Consider the following 22,492-nt stretch of genomic DNA (forward strand, 5'->3'; position numbering starts at 1 on the left):
CGGCGGGCGGGCGAGACGTCGTACGTAGCCGTCCGCGGTGACGGTACGTCAAGTGCGTGTGCTGCCCTACGGCTTGACGGACTGGTAGTAGCGCCGGGCGCCGTCGTGCAGGGGCAACGGATCCGTGTAGATCGCCGTGCGTACGTCGACCAACTGGGCGGAGTGGACTTCTTCGCCGATGCGGTCCCGGCTCCTGATCACGGTCCGGGTCAGCCACTCGGTGAGCCTCGGGTCCATGTCCGCGCGGGTGATCAGCAGATTGGACACCGCGATCGTCGCCACCGTGGCCCCCCTCTGCACCGACGGGTAGGCCGACGCCGGCATGTTGGTGGCCCGGTAGTAGCGGCTCGCGCCGCCCTGGTCGTGCAGCTTCGTGACGAGGCCGGCACCGATCGGTACGAAGCGGAAGGCGAAGGTCTTGGACAGGGTCACCAGCCCCCCCGTCGGCAGTCCGCTCGACCAGAAGAACGCGTCGATCCCGCCCCGCTTCAACCGGTTCGGGCCGTTGTTGATGCCGTCGGAGAACGGCGTGACGTCCTTCTGGGCGTCGATACCCGCCGCCTTGAGCACCCGTTCGGCTATCAGCCGCACACCCGAGCCGGCCGGCCCTATGGCAACGCGCTTGCCCTTCAACTGAGCCACGGAGCGGATGGAGGAGTCGCGCGGAACGACGAGCTGTACGTAGTCGTCGTACAGCCGCGCCACCCCGCGCAGCCGGTCGGCATCGGCACCCTTTTCGAGCTCGTACGTCTTCACCGCGTCGGCTGCGGCGATGGTGAAGTCGGCCTTCCCGGTCGCCACGCGTCTGACGTTGACCTGTGAGCCTTCGCTGTCCTTCAGCTGGACCTTGAGGGCAGGCATGTCCTTGCCGAACGCGTCCTTCAGCATCTCTCCGTACTTCTGGTACACGCCGGCCTGCGTTCCCGTGCTGAACTTGATCGTCCCGCTCGGTGGCTCCTCGCCCAGGGGCAGCAGCCACCACAGGAGCAGCCCGAACGCGACGAACGCGGCGGCAGCGCCCTGCAGGGCCCGGCGCCTGCTGATACGGGGGAAGCCTCTGGACATGCGCGCGATCCTGCCAGCCGGGACGCGGTGCTGGCCAGGGGACGGGGGACCGGTGGACGGGAGACACGGGCGGATGCCGAGGCCGGGGGCTTCCCGCGGCGGCGGGGGAGGGGGCCGGGAAGAAGAGTGTTCCGTCGGCCTCCGCAGCGTGCCGGTCCCGATGCTCAGTCGCCGCCGACCGAGGCCCTCGCCTCCGCCTCCGCCGTACGCGCAGAGCCTTCTGGTACCTGCGTACGGTCGCCGAAGCGGTCGGCCCACCAGGACGCCAGGGGCTCCGTGAAGCGGGCGGTGAGCGGGCCGAGGACGACCAGGATGAGGACGTACGCCGTGGCCAGGGGCCCCAGCGAGGGCTCGATGCCCGCGCTGACCGCCAGCCCGGCGATGACGATCGAGAACTCGCCGCGCGCCACCAGCGCGCCGCCCGTCCGCCAGCGGCCCTTGACGGAGATCCCGGCCCGCCGGGCCGCCCAGTAGCCGGTGGCGATCTTCGTGGCGGCGGTGAGCAGCGCCAGTGCGAGCGCGGGAAGCAGGACCGGCGGGATGCTGGCCGGGTCGGTGTGCAGTCCGAAGAAGACGAAGAACACGGCGGCGAAGAGATCCCGCAAGGGGCTCAGCAGGGTGTGCGCGCCCTCGGCGACCTCGCCGGACAGCGCGATGCCCACCAGGAACGCGCCCACCGCGGCCGACACCTGGAGCTGCTGCGCGACACCGGCGACCAGAATGGTCAGGCCGAGCACGACCAGGAGCAGCTTCTCCGGATCGTCGCTGGAGACGAAACGCGAGATCAGACGGCCGTATCGCACGGCCACGAAGAGGACGAGTCCCGCCGCGCCCAGCGCGATCGCGAGGGTGAGGCTGCCGGCCAGCAGCCCCGCCCCGGCCACCAGGGCGGTGACGATCGGCAGATAGACCGCCATCGCCAGGTCCTCCAGGACGAGGACACTGAGGATCACCGGGGTCTCCCTGTTGCCCACCCGGCCCAGGTCCCCGAGCACCTTCGCGATGACCCCGGACGACGAGATCCAGGTGACGCCGGCGAGTACGACCGCGGCCACCGGACCCCAGCCGAGCAGCAGTGCCGCCGCCGCTCCCGGGACGGCGTTGAGCGCGCCGTCGACGAGCCCGGCCGGATAGTGGGACTTGAGATTGGTGACCAGGTCACTGGCCGTGTACTCCAGGCCGAGCATCAGCAGGAGCAGGATGACGCCGATCTCGGCACCCGTCGCGATGAACTCCTCACTGGCCCCGAGCGGAAGCAGTCCGCCCTCGCCGAAGGCGAGCCCGGCCAGCAGGTACAGCGGAATGGGGGAGAGGCGGAAGCGGGCGGCGAACCGGCCGAGCAGGCCGAGGCCGAGAATGATGGAACCGAACTCGATCAGCAGAACCGCGGAATGCATCGGTTCACTCCCGACCGAGTATCGCGGCGGCGGCGTCGACGCCCTCACGGGTGCCGATCACGATGAGGGTGTCACCGCCGACGAGCCGGAAGTCCGGCGCCGGCGACGGGATGGCCTCGGTTCGCCGCAACACCGCCACCACGGAGGCGCCCGTGTCGGTGCGCATCCGCGTGTCGCCCAGGACACGTCCGTTCCACCGAGAAGCCGCCGCCACCTCCACCCGCTCGGCGACCAGTCCCAGGTCGGTCGTGTAGAGCAGGCTCGGACTGTGGTGGGACGGCTTCAACGCGTCGATCAGCGTTCCCGCCTCGGCACCGGTCAGGCGCAGCGACTGGGCACAGGAGTCGGGGTCGTCGGCCCGGTACACGCTCAGCGTGCGGGCGCCGTCGCGGTGCGCCACCACGGACAGGTGGCGTTGTTCCCGGGTGACGAGGTCGTACTGGACCCCGATACCCGGCAGCGGCGTCGCCTTCAGGCGTGGAGCAGACACGTTTCTTCCCCTTGCTCGTCCGTGCACGTGGTGTGTGAGTGGGCTGGGCGGCTCGTGGTGCTCGATGATCACGCCTACCCCCTCTGCATGCTGTCAGCCACCCGTACGGTGGCGATATGGGTGTTGTCACGGATATGCGCGGCCGACGCGCGGCCGCGAGGCTGCTGGCAGCCGCTCCGCACACGGTGGGGGCGGCGGGCGGGCCGGACTTCGGACCGGAGGGTGCGGGAAGGGACGGGAGGGGCGGAACCAGGGTCGTGTCGCTGTTCTGGCGGATCTTCTCGCTCAACGCCATCGGCCTGGTCGCGGCCGCCGCGCTGCTGCTGGGCCCGGTGACCGTGTCGACCCCCGTCCTGCCGGGCGAGGCGCTGGCCGTCGTCGTGGGCCTCGCGGCCCTGCTGGCCGCCAACGCGCTCGTGCTGCGTGTCGGCCTCGCCCCTCTTGAGCGACTGGGCCGGGCCATGGCCGCCGCCGACCTGCGGCGTCCCGGAGCCCGGGCCCCGGTCGCCGGCCCCGCCGAGGCGGCAGCCCTGATCACGACGTACAACACCATGCTCGACCGCCTGGAGGCCGAGCGTGCCGCGGGCGCGGCCCGCGCGCTGTCCGCCCAGGAGCGTGAACGCCGGCGCATCGCCCGCGAGCTGCACGACGAGGTCGGACAGACCCTGACCGCCGTCCTCCTGCAGCTCAAGCGGGTCGCCGACCGGACGCCCGAGCAACTGCGCGACGAGGTCGGCCAGGCGCAGGAGGCCACCCGCGCGGGCCTCGACGAGATCCGCCGCATAGCGCGCCGACTGCGCCCCGGTGTCCTCGAGGAACTCGGCCTGACCAGCGCCCTGCGCTCCCTCGCTGCCGAGTTCACCACCCGCGGCCTGACGGTCCGTCACCACATCCCCGGCGACCTGCCCCAACTGACCGAGGAGTCCGAACTCGTGCTCTACCGGGTGGTCCAGGAGGGCCTCACCAACACCGCGCGGCACTCCGCCGCCGACCGCGCGGAAGTCCGGCTGCGGTCGGTGCCGGACGGTGTCGAACTCCTCGTACGCGACAACGGCAAGGGCCTCGACGGGGCCTCGGAAGGCTCCGGCATCAGCGGTATGCGTGAACGCGCGCTCCTCATAGGGGCCGCGCTCTCCCTCGGGCCCGCTCCGGTACGGGGCACCGACATACGGCTGCGCGTCCCTGTCGCGACCGGGGACGGCTGCTGATGACGCCGCCGCCGACCACACCCCCCGTCCGCGTTCTGCTCGCCGACGACCACACCCTCGTACGCCGAGGTGTGCGCCTGATCCTGGAGGGCGAGCCGGACCTCACGGTCGTGGCGGAGGCCGGTGACGGGGCGGAGGCGGTGGAGCTGGCACGCGCGCGTGACGTCGATCTGGCCGTCCTGGACATCGCGATGCCCCGTATGACCGGCCTGCAGGCGGCCCGCGAACTCTCCCGCCGACTACCCGGCCTGCACATCCTCGTCCTCACGATGTACGACAACGAGCAGTACTTCTTCGAGGCCCTCAAGGCCGGCGCCAGCGGCTATGTCCTGAAGTCCGTGGCCGACCGTGACCTCGTCGAGGCGTGCCGGGCGGCCGTACGCGACGAACCGTTCATCTACCCGGGCGCTGAACGGGCCCTCGTGCGCTCCTATCTGGAGCGTCTCCACCGGGGCCACGGCCTGCCCGAACGGGCCATCACCGAGCGCGAGGAGGAGATCCTCAAGCTGGTGGCCGAGGGTCACACCTCCAAGGAGATCGGCGAACTGCTCTTCATCAGCCCCAAGACGGTCGAACGCCACCGTGCGAACCTCCTCCAGAAGCTCGGCGTGCGCGACCGGCTGGAACTGACCCGCTACGCGATCCGGGCCGGTCTGATCGACCCGTGAACCCTCACAGGAGCGCGTTCCAGTCGCCGTCGAACCCGGCCGCGTTCAGGGGGATGAGCTCCGATATGCCGGCCATGTCGGCCTCTGGGTCCGGTGCGTCGTCGGGGCCGGCCAGCGGCTGTTCGGTCCAGATGCACTTTCCCGTGGGTGTGTAGCGGGCGCCCCATCGGCCGGAGAGCGCCGTGATCAGCTGAAGCCCTCGGCCTCCCTCGTCGGTCTCCGTCGCCCGGCGGATGCGCGGCATCGTCTGACTGCCGTCGAAGACCTCGCAGACCAGCTCGGCCGCGTACAGCAGACGCAGCCGGACCGGGCCCCTGGCATGGCGGACGACATTGCCCACCAGCTCGCTGACCAGGAGCTCCGTGGTGGGGGCCAGGTCGTCCAGGTTCCAGGCGGTGAGTTGTTCGCGGACATGACGGCGGGCCTGTCCGGCCGCTCTGGGCTCTCCGGGCAGCGGCCAGGAGGCCATCCGGTCGGAGGGCAGGGAGTGCAGGCGGGCGACGAGGAACGCCGCGTCGTCCGCCGCCTGCTGGTCGACGGGCAGGAGCCCGGCCGTCAGCGTGTCACACAGACGTTCGAGGTCCGCCGCGGTGCCGTCCTCCTGGGCCGCGCGCAGCATCCGGGCCAGCTCCCCCATGCCCTCGTCGATCTCCCGCCTCGACGACTCGACCAGACCGTCGGTGTAGAGCACCAGCAGGCTGCCCTCGGGCACGCGCAGTTCGACCGTCTCGAACGGCGGCTCCGCGGCCCCGAGCGGCGGATCGGCCTCCGGCTCCGGGAAGTGCACGCTCCCGTCGGGATGGACCAGGGCGGGCGGTGGGTGCCCGGCGCGGACGACGGAACAGACCCCGGTGGTGGAGTCGTAGAGCGCGTACAGGCAGGTGGCGTACGACGACTCGCCCATGCCGGAGACGATGTCGTTGAGGTGCCCCATGATCTCGTCGGGGGCAAGCTCCAGGTCGGCCAGGGTGTGGACGGCGGTGCGCAGCCGGCCCATGGTGGCCGCCTCGGGCAGGCCGTGACCCATGACGTCGCCGACGACCAGCGCGACCTGTCCGCCGGAGAGCGGGATGATGTCGTACCAGTCTCCGCCCACGTCCGCGCCCTGCCCGGCCGGGAGGTAGCGGGCGGCGGCCGTGCACGCGGGCAGCTCGGGCAGTTCCTGGGGGAGCAGACTGCGCTGGAGCTCCCGGGACCGGGTGTGCTCGGCGTCGTAGAGACGGGCCCGCTCCAGGGACTGGGCCACAAGCGCGCTGATCGTGGTGAGCAGCGCGCGTTCCTCGTCCGTGAGCAACCGCGGCCGTTCGAAGGCCACGACGCACACACCGAAGGTGTGACCGGATGCCGTCAACGGCAGGAACGCCCACGCCTGCTTGCCGGAGCGGTCCACCAGGGAGACCAGTTCGGGGTAGCGCGCGATGAACTCCCGTGCCGACGACAGGAACAGCGGTGTGCCGGAGGCGATCGCGTCCCAGGCCGGGTCCTGCGGCGCCCGGGGGCGACTGTCGAGGATGTCGAGGAGGTCGTGCGGGTACCCCACAGCCCCGACATGGTGGAGCCGGTCGCCCTCGACGACCTGGACCAGCAGGCTCGTGGCGGCGAACGGCGGCAGCACCCGTCGGGCCACCACGTCCACGACGTCCTGCGAGGTCGTCGCCGTGGCGAGCTCCGCGGTCAGCTCCCCGATCCGGGCCGCCCGTTCGACCGCGGCGCGCTCGGTGGCCTGACGCTCCTCCGCCAGTCGGCGCTTCTCGGTGACGTCGGTGAAGTAGAGGGTGCGTCCGTCGGGACCCGGCACCAGCCGCAGGTGGTACCGCTGCCCTGAATCCTGCATGTGCACGTCGAAACCGGCGGGCTTCTCCTCGGCCGCGGCCTCCCGGCAGCGGCTCTCCAGGCCGGGAACCTCCCGAGCGGAGGGCAGGTCCCACAGCCGGCGCCCGAACAACTCCTCCTCCGAGAAGCCCAGGAAACGTTCCGCCTCCAGGTTGGCGAAGGTGATCCGCCACCCGTCGTCCACCGCCAGGAAGCCGTCGCTCATGTGCCGCAGGGCCCGGCTGAGCGCGTCCCGGGCGGTCCGCGACTCGTTGCTCTCCCAGCCGACGCCGATCATCCGGAGGGGTTCGCCCTGCTCGTCGTACGTGGCCCTGCCGCGCGCCTGCGTCCAGCCGTACGTGCCGTCCAGGCGCCGCACCCGGTACTCCGCCTCGTACACGGTGTGGTCGAGGATGGCCCGCTGCGCCGCCGCGAGCGTGGGTGCCAGGTCGTCCGGGTGGACGATCCGCATCCAGTTCTCGATCTTTCCGGTGAAATCGGCCGGCCGGGTGCCGTACAGCTCCAACGCCGCCTCGTCCCAGATCAGCTCGCCGGTGCGGACGTCCCAGTCCCACGATCCGACCTGGACCTCTTTCAGGGCCCGCCGCAGGCGCTCACCGCTCAGTTCGGTCTGCGCGGGTCCGGACGGCGGCGGCGCCTGGGCGATGCGGTCCTCGGTCCAGGCGACCACGGCCCGGAGGAAGTCCCACTGGTCCGGGGTGGGCTCGCCCCGCTCGCCCACCAGCACGGTCAACGCCCCGATGCTGCGTCTCCCGCTGAACACGGGCAGGGCGGCGAGGCCGGCGCCGGGCCAGGTCATGCCGGCGGCGTCCGCCTCGGGCCGGGCCACGGCGGAGGTGCCGGCAGCATCGCCTGAGCTCATCGGCAGCCACACGCCACTGCCCTGATGGAGCGCGCGGGCCGGGGCCAGCGGTCCCTCCTGGTCGACGATCTCCCAGGAGCGGGTGAGACCGGGAGGGAGGCCGACAGCCGACACCAGGCGCAGCGCGGACATCGGGCCGCGCAGGTGCATGGTTCCGCCGAGTGCGCCCAGCTCGCCCACCGCATGCTGAAGCGCCAGTCGGAAGACCTCGCTCTCCGTGACACCGGGGGCCACCGTGCTGAGCAGAGCGAGCCGTGCGTTCATGCAGGGAACGTATCGTTCCCGTTCTTGTTCGAAACCTGTTTCACAGATTCTCACCGGCGCTTACCCGTCGTGACCATGCATCAACAGACCGGAGAACGCCGCGAGTTGTTGAAAGGGGGACCGTGTAGCGTGCCGCCGCTGGGGCAGGTCTCCGATCATGGACGGAGGCCCAGCGTGTCTCCCCCGACCCTCTGAGGAGCGGCATGGACATCGGCGTCTTCATCCCCATCGGCAACAATGGCTGGCTCATATCGAAGAGCTCGCCGCAGTACCTGCCGACCTTCGAACTGAACAAGGCGGTCGTGCAGAAGGCCGAGGAACACGGATTCGACTTCGCCCTCTCGATGATCAAGCTCAAGGGGTTCGGCGGCGACACGGAGTTCTGGGACCACTGCCTGGAGTCGTTCACCCTGATGGCAGGCCTGGCCGCCGTGACGGAGCGGATCAAGTTGTACGCCTCCACGCCGATCCTCGCACTGGCGCCGGCGATCGTCGCGCGCATGGCGGTCACGGTCGACTCCATCGCCCCCGGGCGCTTCGGCGTCAACATCGTCACCGGCTGGGCGCCCGGAGAGTACGCGCAGATGGGCCTGTGGCCCGGGGACGAGCACTTCGGCAACCGCTACGCCCGGGCCGTCGAGTACGTCACTGTGATGAAGGAGCTGTGGAGCGAGGGCGTCAGCGACTTCAAGGGCGACTTCTACGAGATGGACGACTGCGTGCTGTCCCCGCGACCGGCGAACGGGCACATCGACATCGTCGCCGCCGGGCAGAGCAGCACCGGGATGCGGTTCGCCGCCGAGCACGCCGACTACAACTTCATCCTGGGCAGCGGCGTCAACACCCCGCTCGCGATCTCGGGAACCACAGCGGCCCTCGTCGACGAGACGAGCAGGACCGGCCGCGACGTCGGGGCGCTGTCGCTGTTCATGGTCGTCGCCGACGAGACCGACGAGGCGGCACGCGCGAAGTGGCAGGACTACCACGACAACGCCGACCACGCGGCACTGGCGTACATGGCGGGGGAGTCGGCGACGGACACGACGGCCGACGACTCCTCCACCGCCCGGACCATCTCGCTGCCCGAGGGCGCCGTGAACTTCAACATGGGCACCCTCGTCGGCTCGTACGAGACCGTCGCGGGCATGCTCGACGAGATCGCCGAAGTCCCCGGCACCAAGGGGATCATGCTCGTCTTCGACGACTTCCTCGAAGGACTCGAGAACTTCGGCACGCGCATCCAGCCGCTGATGAGGTCCCGGTCGGGACGGCCGACCGCGGCCTGAGACTCCGGTTGTCCACAGGGCGACCGAAGCCACTTCCGGCACCGCCTACCCTTGTCACATGAGCAGCAGTGACCGGAGCCAGGCAGTGGGCGTGAAGACATACGAGGTGCGTACCTACGGGTGCCAGATGAACGTCCACGATTCCGAGCGATTGTCCGGGCTGCTCGAAGACGCCGGTTATGTACGAGCCCCCGAGGGGTCGGACGGCGACGCGGACGTCGTGGTCTTCAACACCTGCGCGGTGCGGGAGAACGCGGACAACCGGCTGTACGGCAACCTCGGCCGTCTCGCCCCGAGGAAGGCCTCACGACCCGGCATGCAGATCGCGGTCGGCGGTTGTCTGGCGCAGAAGGACCGCGACACCATCGTGAAGAAGGCGCCCTGGGTGGACGTCGTCTTCGGCACGCACAACATCGGCAAGCTGCCGGTCCTGCTGGAGCGCGCCCGCGTCCAGGAGGAGGCGCAGGTCGAGATCGCCGAGTCCCTGGAGGCGTTCCCGTCCACCCTGCCGACGCGGCGCGAGAGCGCGTACGCCGCCTGGGTGTCGATCTCCGTCGGCTGCAACAACACCTGCACCTTCTGCATCGTCCCGGCCCTGCGCGGCAAGGAGAAGGACCGCCGCCCTGGAGACGTTCTCGCCGAGGTCGAGGCCCTCGTCGCCGAGGGCGTCTGTGAGATCACTCTGCTCGGCCAGAACGTCAACGCGTACGGCTCCGACATCGGTGACCGCGAGGCCTTCAGCAAGCTGCTGCGCGCCTGCGGGAACATCGCGGGCCTGGAGCGCGTCCGCTTCACCTCCCCGCACCCGCGCGACTTCACCGACGACGTCATCTCGGCCATGGCCGAGACGCCGAACGTGATGCCGCAGCTGCACATGCCCCTGCAGTCCGGTTCGGACACGGTCCTGAAGGCGATGCGCCGCTCCTACCGCCAGGACCGCTACCTGGGGATCATCGAGAAGGTCCGCGCCGCCATCCCGCACGCGGCGATCACCACCGACATCATCGTGGGCTTCCCCGGCGAGACCGAGGAGGACTTCGAGCAGACCCTGCACGTCGTGCGCGAGGCGCGGTTCGCGCAGGCGTTCACCTTCCAGTACTCCAAGCGGCCCGGCACCCCGGCCGCGACCATGGACGACCAGATCCCCAAGGAGGTCGTCCAGGCGCGCTACGAGCGCCTCGTCGCCCTCCAGGAGGAGATCTCCTGGGACGAGAACAAGAAGCAGGTCGGCCGCACCCTCGACCTCATGGTCGCCGAGGGCGAGGGCCGCAAGGACGGCGCCACCCACCGCCTCTCCGGCCGCGCGCCCGACAACCGTCTTGTGCACTTCACCAAGCCGGACCAGGACGTCCGCCCCGGTGACGTCGTCACGGTCGAGATCACGTACGCCGCTCCGCACCACCTCCTCGCCGAAGGCGCCGTCCTCGGCGTGCGTCGCACCCGCGCGGGCGACGCGTGGGAGAAGCGCAACGCGGAGCAGGCCGCGAAGCCGGCGGGTGTGCTGCTCGGCCTCCCGAAGATCGGGGTGCCGGCACCGCTGCCCGTCGCGACGGGCAGCGGCTGCGGCTGCGACTGACCGGACACGGCCGGATGTCCTGACCGCGTACGCTGCCGATCATGCTTGTCGCCGCCGCAGTCTGCCCCTGCCCGCCCCTCCTGGTGCCCGGCATCGCCGCGGGTGCCGCGTCCGAGCTGGATGGTGCGCGTGCCGCGTGCACGGACGCGCTCGGTGTTCTCGCCGCCGCCAGGCCGGACCGGCTCGTCGTCGTCGGTCCCGCCGACAAGAGTGGACGCGGCCCGCATCCGCAGGGCGCACGGGGATCGTTCCAGGGGTTCGGCGTGGATCTGGGCGTACGCCTTGGGACAGTTGAGGGCGCGGGCGACAGCGCGGGCAAGGGCGCCGGCAAGGGCGCGGCTGAGGGTTCGGGACAGGGTGAGGAAGAGGGCAGGGCGAGGAACGAGGCGCCGGAGCGTTCGCTTCCGCACTCGCTCGCGGTGGCCGCGTGGCTGCTGGAGCGCACCGGGTGGTCCTACGCCCCGGTCGAGGGACTCGGCGTGGGGGAACCTCTCGCGCCCGAGCGGTGTATCCAAGTCGGAAGGGACATCGCCGCTGGGGACGAGCGGGTGGCGCTGCTGGTGATGGGCGACGCCAGTGCCTGCCGCACGCTCAAGGCCCCCGGCTACTTCGACGAGCGCGCGGCACCTTTCGACGCCGAGGTCGCGCGTGCGCTGGGCGCGGCGGATGTGGCGGCCCTGCACTCACTGGACGCCGAGCTGGCGTACGAACTGAAGGCCTCCGGCCGCTCCCCCTGGCAGGTCCTGGCGGCCGCGGCCGAGGGCGCGGGACTGGGCGGCACCCTGCTGTACGAGGACGCGCCGTACGGCGTGGGATACGTGGTCGCGACCTGGTCCTGACACCGAGGGCCGCTGGACCGAGGCGGATGCGGACTGGAAGGAGCGGCCGGGAGGCCGCCCGGACCCGACAGCCCGGGGAACTCCCCAGACCCGGCGGACCCGGCGGACCCGGCGGACCCGGCGGACCTGCGGGCCCTACGGACGATAGCGAGTCTGCGGTCGTCGACGCACTGGAGCCCTGGAGAGCCGAGAACGAAACTCCGAGCGCGGCGGGACAACAGGCTCGACACGGCTCCCGTACGGGACGGGCTGACGTGGGTGCCGGGATGCCGCCGGTAGCGGCCGGACTTGGGGCCGGTCAGCGCCCGGAGACGGCTGACGGCAGTCCGGACACCGTTGCCGCCCGCCCGGATGGAGCCGGGGGCATGCCCGCACACGGCTGGCCTGCGCCCGGACGCCGTTGACGGACGGACAGACAGGCGCAGGTGCCGTCGCCGGCGTCTGGCGCGACGTCACCCGTCTGCGCCGGCCGTACGCCCGGAGTGGACGGTGAGCGGGGCCCCTCCCGACCAGGACGGCCGAGGAACGGACGCGGCGGACGGCCGGGAGCGTGGTGCTCCGCGGCCGTCCGCCGATACGCCGTGCCGTTCAGGAAGCCGGCGGGGGCGAGGCGGGCGGCGGCGAATCTGACGGCGGCGAGGCCGGGGGCGTGCCCTTCTCACCGCCGAGGCCGCTGCCGGTGCCAGTACCGGTACCGGCACCCGTGTCACCCGGGCCCGTGCCGTCCTTGTGCGCGAGACGGTCCATGGCGCCCTTGGCCTTGCCCGTGCCGGCCTGGATCTTGCCGCTGTACTTGCCCTTGGTCTTCTCGTCGACGACCTTCGCCGCCTTGTCGAGACCACGCTCGACCGTGTCGCCGTGCTGCTTCGCGAGGCCGGAGACCTTGTCCTTGGCCGGGCTGATCTTGGCCTTCACATTGTCCAGGAGACCCATGATCCACCTCCCTGCAGGCGATAGCGGGTGATTACGTGCGGGCGCTCTCTCCGGCCCCGCTGTCGGCAACCTCCTCGGCGGACTGCTGCTTGGGGATCTCGACGCCATCGCCCGTGGTGTCCTCGGCGGGCGTCGTCGCCGTTTCCTCCACCGAGTCCTCGGTCTTGGCGTCGGCGTCGGCCATGGCCTCGGTCTCCGTCGACCCCTTCGCCTCCGCCGCCTCCTGGGCCGCGGGCTCGGGCGTCGATACGTCGGCCTGCGCCTCGGCCGTTGCCGACTTCTCCGTGGTCTTCGACCTTCGGAAAAGTCGTGCGAAAACGCCCATATCCACTCCATACGTTACTCGTGCGGGCGAAATCCCGCGTCGTCCGGTGCGTCCGGTTGCGCCGCCCGGGTCGCCGCCTCTGTGCTCGGGCGGCGGAAGACCTCGCAACTGGGAACGACCTTCGCCCCGGACCGTCACGTAACTCGTTCGAGGCCACTGGTCGAGGTTTGCGAGACTGGGGCAGTGAGAAGCGCACCCCCCGCCCCCCGCGTCATCGCCGTCGTCGGACCGACCGCCGCCGGAAAGTCCGATCTGGGCGTGTTCCTGGCCCAGCGGCTCGGCGGCGAGGTCGTCAACGCCGACTCCATGCAGCTCTACCGAGGGATGGACATCGGCACCGCCAAGCTGACGCCCGAGGAGCGTGCAGGCGTACCGCACCACCTCTTGGACATCTGGGATATCACGGTCACCGCGTCCGTCGCCGAGTACCAGAGGCTGTCCCGTGCCCGAATCGACACCCTGCTCGACGAGGGCCGCTGGCCGATCCTGGTCGGCGGTTCCGGTCTGTACGTCCGCGGGGCCGTCGACAACCTGGAGTTCCCCGGCACCGACCCCGACGTCAGGGCCCGGCTCGAGGACGAACTCGCCCTGCGCGGCTCCGGCGCGCTGCATGCCCGCCTGTCCGCCGCCGACCCGGAGGCCGCGAACGCGATCCTGCCCAGCAACGGCCGCCGTATCGTCCGGGCCCTCGAAGTGATCGAGATCACCGGTCGGCCCTTCACCGCCAACCTCCCCGGCCATGACTCCGTCTACGACACCGTCCAGATCGGCGTCGACGTGGCCCGCCCGGAACTCGACGAGCGCATCGCGCGCCGGGTCGACCGGATGTGGGAGGCCGGGCTCGTGGAGGAAGTGCGCGCACTGGAGGCGCAAGGGCTGCGCGAGGGGCGTACGGCGTCGCGCGCGCTCGGCTACCAGCAGGTGCTCGCGGCGCTCACCGGGGAGTGCACCATGGAAGAGGCGCGGGTCGAGACGATTCGTGCCACCAAGCGCTTCGCGCGCCGTCAGGATTCATGGTTCAGGCGCGATCCGCGGGTGCACTGGTTGAGTGGGGCTGCGGCGGATCTCACAGAACTTCCGCAGGTGGCGCTGGCGCTGGTCGAACGACCGGTTACAGCCTGATCACGTCATGGCATCGGGACGCTCCGGCCGTCATCGCGGCCTCCGGTGCCGTGCCATCATCGAGCTTCGATCGACCAAGTGGAGTCCAAGTTGGGAGGGCGCGTGGCGATGGAGGCCGGCCCTCGCAACACCGCACAAGGCACCGAACACCTCACCGCGGAGAGCGGCGAACCGGAGCAGGACGAAGCCCGTCTGATCTCCGACGGACCCGACGAGACACCGGACGGGGTGACTGCCGACGGCCCTGAGCCGGAGGAGATGTTCCCCGGCGGCCCGGAGGTCGAGGTCGAGCTCCGTCCGCAGCGCCGGCTGCGCATGTGGCAGCTGGCCCCCATCGTGAGCCTCGCCGCGGTCGGCTCCCTGATGTTCGCCTTCCCGCTCGCCTTCGACTTCGGCGACAGCGGGGCCGTGATCGCCATGCTGGGACTGCTGATCTGCTCGTGTGCGGCCGGCTGGGGCATGATGGCCGCCCGCCGCGTGGGTTACACGTGGCCCGGGCTGCCGCAGCGCGGTTCCGGTCGCCGCCCGGACTGGCGCGTGGTGATCGCCTACGTCGTGCTGGTCGCCGCCGTGGTCGTGCTCGCCGTCTGGCGCGTGGCCCGGCTGCGCTGATCCCCACGCGCGCGGGGGTATCGTACCCACCCCGTACGATCGAGGAATGAGCACGCGGATCGCCTTCCTCAAGGGGCACGGCACGGAGAACGACTTCGTGATCGTCCCGGACCCCGAGAACACCGTCGACCTGTCCCCGGCCGCTGTCGCCGCCCTGTGCGACCGCCGCGCGGGCATCGGCGGCGACGGTCTGCTGCACGTCGTGCGGTCCGCCGCACACCCCGAGGCAAAGGACATGGCGGCCGAGGCGGAGTGGTTCATGGACTACCGCAACGGCGACGGCTCGATCGCGGAGATGTGCGGCAACGGCGTGCGGGTCTTCGCGCGCTTCCTCCAGCGCGCCGGATACGCCGGGGAGGGCGATCTCGCGATCGCCACGCGCGGAGGTGTGAAGACCGTGCACATCGCCAAGGAGGGCGATGTCACGGTCGGCATGGGCAAGGCGCTGCTCCCCGAAGGGGACGTCACGGTCAGCGTCGGCGAGCGCGACTGGCCCGCACGGAACGTGAACATGGGCAACCCGCACGCGGTCGCCTTCGTGGACGACCTCGCGCACGCGGGCAGCCTGTACGACCCACCGCCGTTCAGCCCGGCCGCCGCCTATCCGGACGGGGTCAACGTCGAGTTCGTGGTCGACCGCGGCCCAGGTCACGTGGCCCTGCGCGTGCACGAACGGGGCGCCGGTGAGACCCGCTCGTGCGGCACGGGCGCCTGCGCCGTAGCCGTGGCCGCCGCCCGTAGGGACGGAGCAGACCCGGCCGTCACCGGCACCCCGGCGACGTACATCGTCGACGTGCCCGGCGGCACCCTGGTGATCACCGAGCGGGCCGACGGCGAGATCGAGATGACCGGCCCCGCCGTGATCGTCGCCGAAGGGGAGATCGACATGGAGTGGCTGGGAAGCGCGCTTCACTGACCGATTGAGGTCACAAAATGCGCAATCGTAAACCTATATACCTTCGCTCGAATGGGTGATCCGTTTCACGCTCGCCGGGAGGAGGTCCGTCGGCCGTGATGGGCTCGGTAGCATCAAGCACCGGCCCGGACGGGGGACCAATGCCATCCCCTGAGCCGCGTCAGCTCTGGGGCACCCGTCCGCCGGTCCACAGCCGGAGGTGCCCATGAGTGCAGAGGCCACGAACCCTGCGACCCCGGGCCCGGTGGTGACATCGGGTCCGGCCACAGCGGATCCTGCCCTGCCCACGGCGCCCCGCAGGAAGGCCCGGGCCCGGATCGACCTGCGCCGACTCGGCAGGGCCGCACTGCTCGGCCCCGCCGCCCGTGACCGGCTGCCGGATGCCATCGGCCATGTGGCCGAGGTGCATCGCGCCCATCATCCCGACGCCGACCTCGAACTCCTGCGCCGCGCCTACGTCCTGGCCGAGTCCTCGCACCGGGGCCAGATGCGCAAGAGCGGCGAGCCTTACATCACGCATCCGCTCGCGGTGACCCTGATCCTCGCCGAACTCGGCGCCGAGACCACCACCCTGACGGCGTCTCTGCTCCACGACACCGTCGAGGACACCGACGTGACGCTCGATCAGGTCCGCGAGCAGTTCGGCGAGGAGGTCCGCTTCCTCGTCGACGGCGTGACCAAGCTGGAGAAGGTCGACTACGGCGCCGCCGCCGAGCCCGAGACCTTCCGCAAGATGCTCGTCGCCACCGGCAACGACGTCCGCGTGATGTCGATCAAACTCGCGGACCGACTGCACAACATGCGCACCCTCGGTGTGATGCGTCCCGAGAAACAGGCCCGCATCGCCAAGGTCACGCGAGACGTCCTCATCCCGCTCGCCGAACGGCTAGGTGTCCAGGCACTCAAGACCGAACTCGAGGACCTGGTCTTCGCGATCCTGCACCCCGAGGAGTACGCGCACACCCGGGAGCTGATCGTCGGCAACGCCTCCCGGGTGGACGACCCGCTCGCCGAGACGGCCGACGAGGTGCGGACGGTCCTGCGCGACGCCGGCATCCAGGCCGAAGTCCTCATCCGGCCACGGCACTTCGTCTCGGTGCACCGCGTGGCCCGCAAACGCGGCCGGCTGCGCGGCGCCGACTTCGGCCGCCTGCTCGTGCTGGTGAACGAGGACGCCGACTGTTACGGCGTCCTGGGCGAACTGCACACCTGCCTGACCCCCGTGGTCTCGGAGTTCAAGGACTTCATCGCCGTACCGAAGTTCAACCTGTACCAGTCACTGCACACCGCGGTGGCCCGCCCCCGGGACGGTGCGGACTCGTCCGGCAGCGCCCCGGGGGCCGGTCAGGTGGTCGAAGTCCTCATCCGCACCCACCAGATGCACAAGGTCGCCGAAGCCGGCGTCATCGCGCTCGGCAATCCCTACGCTCCGCCTTCGGAGGAGCAGACCGTCGCCGGAGACGGCGAGCGCGTCGACCCGACCCGGCCCGGCTGGCTCTCCCGCCTCCTTGACTGGCAGGAGGCCGCTTCCGACCCGGACACCTTCTGGTCCACGCTCCGCGAGGACCTCGCCCAGGACCGCGAGATCACCGTCTTCCGCCCCGACGGCGGCACCCTGGGACTGCCCGACGGCGCGACCTGTGTGGACGCCGCGTACGCGCAGTACGGCGAGGACGCGCACGCGTGCATCGGCGCCCGCGTGAACGGCCGCCTGGCGACCCTGAGCACGGTCCTGCGCGACGGTGACACCGTGCAGCTCCTCATGGGCCAGGATCCGGCCTCCGAGCCGTCCAGGGAGTGGCTGGAGCATGCCCACACGCCCGCCGCCCGGATCGCCATCCAGCGGTGGATCGCGACGCATCCGGTGCCCGCCGCGGCGCCGGGGGACGAGCACGCGCCGGCCGTCCAGGCCTCCGAGGCAGCCTTCAGGCCCGCCGCCGACAACCTCGACCCCCGGAACGCCTCCCGGAACGCCCCTCGGACCAGCGTCGAGCGCCTGGCCGCGCAGACTGACGAGCCGGACCCGACCGGCAGCCCCGCCGCGGACGCGGTCGTCGACCAGCCGGGCGCGAGCGTACGCCTCGCCGGTTGTTGTACGCCCGTACCGCCCGACGAGGTGACCGCCTTCGCCGTGCGCGGGGGCGCGGTGACCGTCCACCGCGTGGAGTGCGTGGCTGTGGAGCGCATGAAGCTCGCGGGGCGCGCGGAGCTCGGCGTGCGCTGGGGGGACACCACCGAGTGCCGGGTCACCCTGTTCGCTGAATCGTTCGGCCGCCCGCATCTGCTCGCGGACCTCACCGAAGCGATGGCTTCGGAGGGCGCGGAGATCGTCTCGGCGACCGTCGAACCCCCGAGCCGCCAGCGCGTCCGCCACACCTACACCGTCCAGCTTCCGGACGCGGCCCACCTGCCGGCCCTGATGCGGGCCATGCGCAACGTGCCCGGCGTCTACGACGTGAGCCGGGCACAGCCCCAGGCGCTGGAGGACTGAGGGCTGGAGGACTGAGGGCTGGAGGACTGAGGGCTGGAGGACTGAGTCACCCGCCCACCCGATCGGGTGGGGCGATCGCGCGCCGCCGCCGCAGGCCACACGCGCGCTGGTAGCGGTGGTGCATGCTGCTCACCCCCCGCACCCAGGCTCCCCCGGCCCGCCGCAGGAGCCTCCGCCGCCTCAAGGCGGTGGTACTGCTCGCCGCCGCCGTCGGCCTCGTCGCCGCGAGTGCCCCCGCCGCGCCGCTCGGCGTCGGCGACCGCCTCTTCCCGTACCTCGGCAACCCCGGGTACGACGTGGCGTCGTACGACCTGTCCTTCGTCTATCCCGGCACCAACCGCGAGCCGCTCCAGGCGGTCACCACGATCGACGCGCGGACGACGACCTCACTGGACCGCGTGAACCTCGACTTCGCGCACGGCGAGGTCGACTCGGTCGACGTCGACGGAGAGCCCGCGACCTTCGCGAGCGTCGGCGAGGACCTGGTCGTCACGCCCGAGGAGCCGCGGCCGGAAGGCAGCTGGATGCGGATCACCGTCCGGCACACCAGCGACCCGGTGTCCGCCGCGGACCGTGACGGCGGCTGGCTACGCACCGCGGACGGTCTCGCCATGGCCAACCAGGCCGATGCCGCCCACCTGGTGTTCCCGTGCAACGACCACCCTTCCGACAAGGCCATGTTCACCATCCGGGTCACCGCGCCGGAGGACTACACGGCGGTGGCCAACGGCCTGCCCACCGGCGTGCAACGGGTTGGCCGGGCGACGACGTGGACCTACCGGACCCAGCACCCCATGGCCACCGAGCTCGCGCAGGTCTCCATCGGCCGTTCCACCGTGCTGCGCCGCAACGGTCCCCACAACCTGCCGGTCCGTGACGTCGTGCCCACCAGGGACCGGGCCGCACTTGAACCGTGGCTGAAGAAGACCCCCGACCAGATCGCCTGGATGGAGGGCAAGGTGGGGCCGTACCCCTTCGAGACGTACGGCCTGCTCATGGCCAAGGCCGCCACCGGTTTCGAGCTGGAGACGCAGACCCTCTCGCTCTTCGAGAGGGACCTGTTCACCGAAGGCGGCTACCCCAAGTGGTACGTCGAGTCGATCATGGTGCACGAGCTGGCCCACCAGTGGTTCGGCGACAGTGTCAGCCCGCGCACCTGGTCCGACCTCTGGCTCAACGAGGGGCACGCGACCTGGTACGAGGCCCTGTACGCGGAGGAGAAGGCGGACCAGTCGATGGCGGCCCGTATGAAGGAGGCCTACAGCGCCTCCGACCGGTGGCGCGCGGACGGCGGGCCCCCGGCGGCCCCCAAGGCTCCCGAGCCCGGCCAGAAGATCGGCATCTTCCGCCCGAACGTCTACGACGGTGCCGCACTCGTCCTGTACGCCCTGCGCCAGGAGATCGGCCAACCGGCCTTCGAACAGCTGGAACGCCTCTGGGTGAGCGGCCACCAGGACGCCACGGCGACGACCGAGGACTTCGTGCGCCTCGCCTCCCAGATCTCCGGCCGAGACCTCGGCGGCTTCTTCGAGCCCTGGCTCCACGGCGGGACGACCCCGCCGATGCCCGGCCACCCGGACTGGAAGTCGGCCGCACCCCGGCGAGCGGGCACGGAATAAGTCAGTGACGAGACGAGCCGTGCCGTGCGACCATCGTCAGGTCGGCGCGGCACGGGGTACGGGAATCTCCCGGGGCACTCGTGCGTTGTGAGTGGTGACGCAGCAGCTCAGAAGCTCCGCTTCCGCTCTGCCGCCGCACTGTCGGAATCCCCATCGACGTAAGGACCCAATGACCTCCTCTTCATCTTCTTCCCAGGACAACCAGCGCCTCGCGGATGCCTACCACGAAGGTCTTCGGGCCGATGCCCTGATGGAAGAGGACGTCGCCTGGAGCCACGAGACCGACGGAGAGCGGGACGGCGAGCAGTTTGACCGCTCCGAGCGCGCGGCACTGCGCCGTGTCGCGGGCCTCTCCACCGAACTCGAGGACGTCACCGAGGTCGAGTACCGCCAGCTCCGCCTGGAGCGGGTCGTGCTCGTCGGCGTCTGGACCTCGGGGACCGCGCAGGAGGCGGACAACTCCCTCGCGGAGCTCGCAGCCCTCGCGGAGACCGCGGGCGCGCTCGTGCTCGACGGCGTCATCCAGCGCCGCGACAAGCCCGACGCGGCCACCTACATCGGCTCCGGCAAGGCCGAGGAACTACGCGACATCGTCCTCGAGACGGGCGCGGACACCGTCATCTGCGACGGTGAGCTCAGCCCGGGCCAGCTGATCCACCTCGAAGACGTCGTCAAGGTCAAGGTCATCGACCGTACGGCGCTGATCCTCGACATCTTCGCCCAGCACGCCAAGTCCCGAGAGGGCAAGGCGCAGGTAGCGCTCGCGCAGATGCAGTACATGCTGCCGAGGCTGCGAGGCTGGGGTCAGTCGCTGTCCCGTCAGATGGGCGGCGGCAAGGGCGGCGGCCTCGCCACCCGTGGTCCCGGTGAGACCAAGATCGAGACGGACCGGCGTCGGATCCGCGAGAAGATGGCCAAGATGCGCCGGGAGATCGCGGACATGAAGACCGGCCGCGAGATCAAGCGCCAGGAACGCAAGCGTCACAAGGTGCCGTCGGTCGCCATCGCCGGCTACACCAATGCCGGCAAGTCGTCCTTGCTCAACCGCCTCACGGGTGCGGGAGTGCTGGTCGAGAACGCCCTGTTCGCGACCCTCGACCCGACCGTGCGCCGGGCCGAGACCCCGAGCGGCCGGCTGTACACGCTGGCCGACACGGTCGGCTTTGTACGGCATCTGCCGCACCACCTGGTCGAGGCGTTCCGCTCCACCATGGAGGAGGTCGGCGAGTCCGACCTGATCCTGCACGTGGTGGACGGCTCGCACCCCGCCCCGGAGGAGCAGCTGGCCGCCGTGCGCGAGGTGATCAGGGACGTCGGCGCCACCGGCGTGCCCGAGATCGTGGTGATCAACAAGGCGGACGCGGCCGATCCGCTGACGCTTCAGCGACTGATGCGGATCGAGAAGCGTTCCATCGCGGTCTCGGCCCGTACCGGCCGGGGCATCGACGAACTGCTCGCGCTGATCGACATCGAACTGCCGCGACCGTCGGTCGAGATCGAGGCACTCGTGCCCTACACGCACGGCAAGCTGGTCGCCCGCGCGCACGACGAGGGCGAGGTGATCTCCGCGGAGCACACCCCGGAGGGCACTCTGCTCAAGGCGCGGGTGCACGAGGAACTGGCGGCGGATCTCGCGCCGTATGTTCCGGCGCCGCTCGCCTGACGGGCTTGACGGCGCAGTTCTCCGAGAGCTCGGAAGGCCCGCCCTGCTTGTCGCAGGGGCGGGCCTTCCCGTGCGTACGCGTCACCGACCGCCGTATGTCTTGCTCATGTTCTCGTAGAGCGCCTTGGCCTCCGTGCCCAGCTGTGGGCCGGCCAGCCACGTGTTGTCCGTCGGGCCGATCGACGTGTTCGATACCAGCTCGGTGGTGCCGTTCACCACCCGGAACCAACCGCCGCCGGACGAACCTCCGGTCATGGTGCAGCCGATGCGGTACATCGTCGGCAGGCTCGGGCTGAGCGAGAGCCGGCCGGGCCGGTCGAGGCACTTGAACATCTTCAGACCGTTGTACGGCGGCGCCGCCGGATAGCCCCAGGCACCCATCGAGGCCACCGAGGTCACAGACGGGGCGGAGAAGTCGACGTCCAACGCCGCCCCGACCGTCTCCTCCAGGGACTTGGACCCGGAATCGGGCTTCACGTGCAGCACGGCATAGTCGTACGTGGCACCCGCGCCGCCGCTCTCCGAGCCGCCCTTGATCCACTCGTTCGAGGTGGAGGCCCAGTCCGCCCACCAGTTGCCGTAGGGCGCGATCTCCGAAGCCGCGGCGTTGCCCAGCTGTGCCTGGGACCTGCCGAGGTCGTTGTAAGCAGGCACGAACACGAGGTTGCGGTACCAGCCACCGCCGCCCCCGGCGTGCACGCAGTGGCCCGCCGTCCACACCAGGTTCGACTTGCCCGGGTGGTTCACGTCCTTCACGACCGTGCCGGAGCAGACCATCGGGCCCTCAGGAGAGTCGAAGAAGATCTTTCCTACCGGGGCCGCGTTCTCGTGGTACGGCGCCTTCTCCGCCTCCGCCGTCACAGGCTCGGGCTCCGGATCGCTGACACCCTGCTCGGCTGTCGCGTCCTTTGTCGAGACGGTCTTGTCGGCCTCCTTCGCGGACTGCATCCGCTTGGGCTTCCACAGACCATCGATCACCGGATTCACGAAGTCCTTGGCCTCGCTGAGCCACTTGTCCTTGTCCCAGTTCTTCCAGCCGCCGGCCGCCCAGTCGTCGACATCGACGCCGTGTTCCTTGAGCTTCTCGGCGATACCGGCCGGAATCCTGGCCTTGCCCTGGTCGGCAGCCTGAGAGGTGGCTGCGCCGGGCTTGTTGCCCGCGGTGTCCTCACCCGAGCCCTCGCAGGCTGTCGAGGTCAGGGCCAGTGCGGTGACGAGTCCGGTGGCGGCGAGGAGAGTGCGGGTGCGACGCCCGCGCCGTCGCGCTGAGGGCGTGCGTGTGGAACCCATGGTGCGGTGACCCCCGTGAGATGTGAATGCAAT

The 22,492-nt window shown here is 70.7% G+C and carries 18 protein-coding genes; 11 read left to right on the forward strand and 7 right to left on the reverse strand.

Annotated elements, in window-relative coordinates; genetic code table 11:
- Window positions 1-66: 66 nt before the first annotated feature.
- The 3 genes from OHA64_RS34680 to OHA64_RS34690 all read right to left on the reverse strand — a co-directional run bounded on the left by OHA64_RS34680 (window position 67) and on the right by OHA64_RS34690 (window position 2,952).
- Window positions 67-1,065, reverse strand: coding sequence for a TAXI family TRAP transporter solute-binding subunit (locus tag OHA64_RS34680; protein ID WP_405619936.1), 999 nt, complete (start codon window positions 1,063-1,065; stop codon window positions 67-69).
- A gap of 164 nt (window positions 1,066-1,229) precedes the next feature.
- Window positions 1,230-2,462 carry a cation:proton antiporter gene (locus OHA64_RS34685; RefSeq protein WP_405619938.1) on the reverse strand — a complete coding sequence of 411 codons (1,233 nt, stop codon included), beginning with the start codon at window positions 2,460-2,462 and terminating at the stop codon, window positions 1,230-1,232.
- A 4-nt stretch (window positions 2,463-2,466) separates the two neighbouring features.
- Window positions 2,467-2,952 carry a cation:proton antiporter regulatory subunit gene (locus OHA64_RS34690; RefSeq protein ID WP_405619940.1) on the reverse strand — a complete coding sequence of 162 codons (486 nt, stop codon included), beginning with the start codon at window positions 2,950-2,952 and terminating at the stop codon, window positions 2,467-2,469.
- A 257-nt stretch (window positions 2,953-3,209) separates the two neighbouring features.
- Between OHA64_RS34690 and OHA64_RS34695 the strand changes: the two genes are divergently transcribed.
- Together OHA64_RS34695 and OHA64_RS34700 are read left to right on the forward strand one after the other, a co-directional pair.
- Window positions 3,210-4,160, forward strand: coding sequence for a sensor histidine kinase (locus tag OHA64_RS34695; RefSeq protein ID WP_405624237.1), 951 nt, complete (start codon window positions 3,210-3,212; stop codon window positions 4,158-4,160).
- On the forward strand, window positions 4,160-4,828 hold the full coding sequence (locus tag OHA64_RS34700) for a response regulator (RefSeq protein ID WP_405619942.1): 669 nt from the start codon (window positions 4,160-4,162) through the stop codon (window positions 4,826-4,828). Before OHA64_RS34695 ends, OHA64_RS34700 begins: the two co-directional genes overlap by 1 nt.
- 4 nt (window positions 4,829-4,832) lie before the next feature.
- On the opposite strand, the gene OHA64_RS34705 is transcribed toward OHA64_RS34700, so the two are convergent.
- Window positions 4,833-7,787: a SpoIIE family protein phosphatase gene (locus tag OHA64_RS34705; RefSeq protein ID WP_405619944.1), complete on the reverse strand. Its 2,955-nt coding sequence runs from the start codon at window positions 7,785-7,787 to the stop codon at window positions 4,833-4,835.
- 203 nt (window positions 7,788-7,990) lie between these two features.
- On the opposite strand from OHA64_RS34705, the gene rutA reads away from it, so the two are divergent.
- From rutA to OHA64_RS34720, 3 genes are read left to right on the forward strand one after another with little or no spacing between them, the layout of a single operon-like run.
- Window positions 7,991-9,073 carry a pyrimidine utilization protein A gene (gene rutA, locus OHA64_RS34710; protein WP_405619946.1) on the forward strand — a complete coding sequence of 361 codons (1,083 nt, stop codon included), beginning with the start codon at window positions 7,991-7,993 and terminating at the stop codon, window positions 9,071-9,073.
- Window positions 9,074-9,131: 58 nt separating this feature from the next.
- Window positions 9,132-10,649, forward strand: a complete 1,518-nt coding sequence (gene miaB / locus OHA64_RS34715) for a tRNA (N6-isopentenyl adenosine(37)-C2)-methylthiotransferase MiaB (RefSeq protein ID WP_405619948.1) — start codon at window positions 9,132-9,134, stop codon at window positions 10,647-10,649.
- 41 nt (window positions 10,650-10,690) lie between these two features.
- Window positions 10,691-11,488: a class III extradiol dioxygenase subunit B-like domain-containing protein gene (locus tag OHA64_RS34720; protein ID WP_405619950.1), complete on the forward strand. Its 798-nt coding sequence runs from the start codon at window positions 10,691-10,693 to the stop codon at window positions 11,486-11,488.
- 588 nt (window positions 11,489-12,076) lie between these two features.
- On the opposite strand, the gene OHA64_RS34725 is transcribed toward OHA64_RS34720, so the two are convergent.
- Complete coding sequence (locus tag OHA64_RS34725; RefSeq protein ID WP_405619952.1) at window positions 12,077-12,421, reverse strand: antitoxin; 345 nt, start codon at window positions 12,419-12,421, stop codon at window positions 12,077-12,079.
- 31 nt (window positions 12,422-12,452) lie between these two features.
- Window positions 12,453-12,746: a hypothetical protein gene (locus tag OHA64_RS34730; RefSeq protein WP_405619953.1), complete on the reverse strand. Its 294-nt coding sequence runs from the start codon at window positions 12,744-12,746 to the stop codon at window positions 12,453-12,455.
- Between the two features lie 183 nt (window positions 12,747-12,929).
- On the opposite strand from OHA64_RS34730, the gene miaA reads away from it, so the two are divergent.
- From miaA to hflX, 6 genes are all read left to right on the forward strand, one after another.
- Window positions 12,930-13,868 carry a tRNA (adenosine(37)-N6)-dimethylallyltransferase MiaA gene (miaA, locus tag OHA64_RS34735; protein ID WP_405619955.1) on the forward strand — a complete coding sequence of 313 codons (939 nt, stop codon included), beginning with the start codon at window positions 12,930-12,932 and terminating at the stop codon, window positions 13,866-13,868.
- A 108-nt stretch (window positions 13,869-13,976) separates the two neighbouring features.
- A complete protein-coding gene (locus tag OHA64_RS34740; RefSeq protein ID WP_405624239.1) occupies window positions 13,977-14,480 on the forward strand; it encodes a hypothetical protein in 504 nt (167 codons plus the stop codon).
- Window positions 14,481-14,526: 46 nt separating this feature from the next.
- Window positions 14,527-15,396, forward strand: coding sequence for a diaminopimelate epimerase (gene dapF, locus OHA64_RS34745; RefSeq protein WP_405619957.1), 870 nt, complete (start codon window positions 14,527-14,529; stop codon window positions 15,394-15,396).
- A gap of 205 nt (window positions 15,397-15,601) precedes the next feature.
- On the forward strand, window positions 15,602-17,887 hold the full coding sequence (locus tag OHA64_RS34750; RefSeq protein WP_405619959.1) for a RelA/SpoT family protein: 2,286 nt from the start codon (window positions 15,602-15,604) through the stop codon (window positions 17,885-17,887).
- A gap of 122 nt (window positions 17,888-18,009) precedes the next feature.
- Window positions 18,010-19,506 (forward strand): M1 family metallopeptidase, encoded by a 1,497-nt coding sequence (locus tag OHA64_RS34755; RefSeq protein ID WP_405619961.1) that lies wholly within the window; start codon window positions 18,010-18,012, stop codon window positions 19,504-19,506.
- A 169-nt stretch (window positions 19,507-19,675) separates the two neighbouring features.
- Complete coding sequence (hflX, locus tag OHA64_RS34760) at window positions 19,676-21,169, forward strand: GTPase HflX (protein WP_405619963.1); 1,494 nt, start codon at window positions 19,676-19,678, stop codon at window positions 21,167-21,169.
- Window positions 21,170-21,250: 81 nt separating this feature from the next.
- Here the strand turns inward: hflX and OHA64_RS34765 are convergent, their stop codons facing one another.
- Window positions 21,251-22,459 carry a trypsin-like serine peptidase gene (locus tag OHA64_RS34765; RefSeq protein WP_405619965.1) on the reverse strand — a complete coding sequence of 403 codons (1,209 nt, stop codon included), beginning with the start codon at window positions 22,457-22,459 and terminating at the stop codon, window positions 21,251-21,253.
- Between the last annotated feature and the right edge of the window lie 33 nt (window positions 22,460-22,492).

Source organism: Streptomyces sp. NBC_00076, assembly GCF_045041235.1.
Taxonomy (GTDB): Bacteria; Actinomycetota; Actinomycetes; order Streptomycetales; family Streptomycetaceae; genus Streptomyces.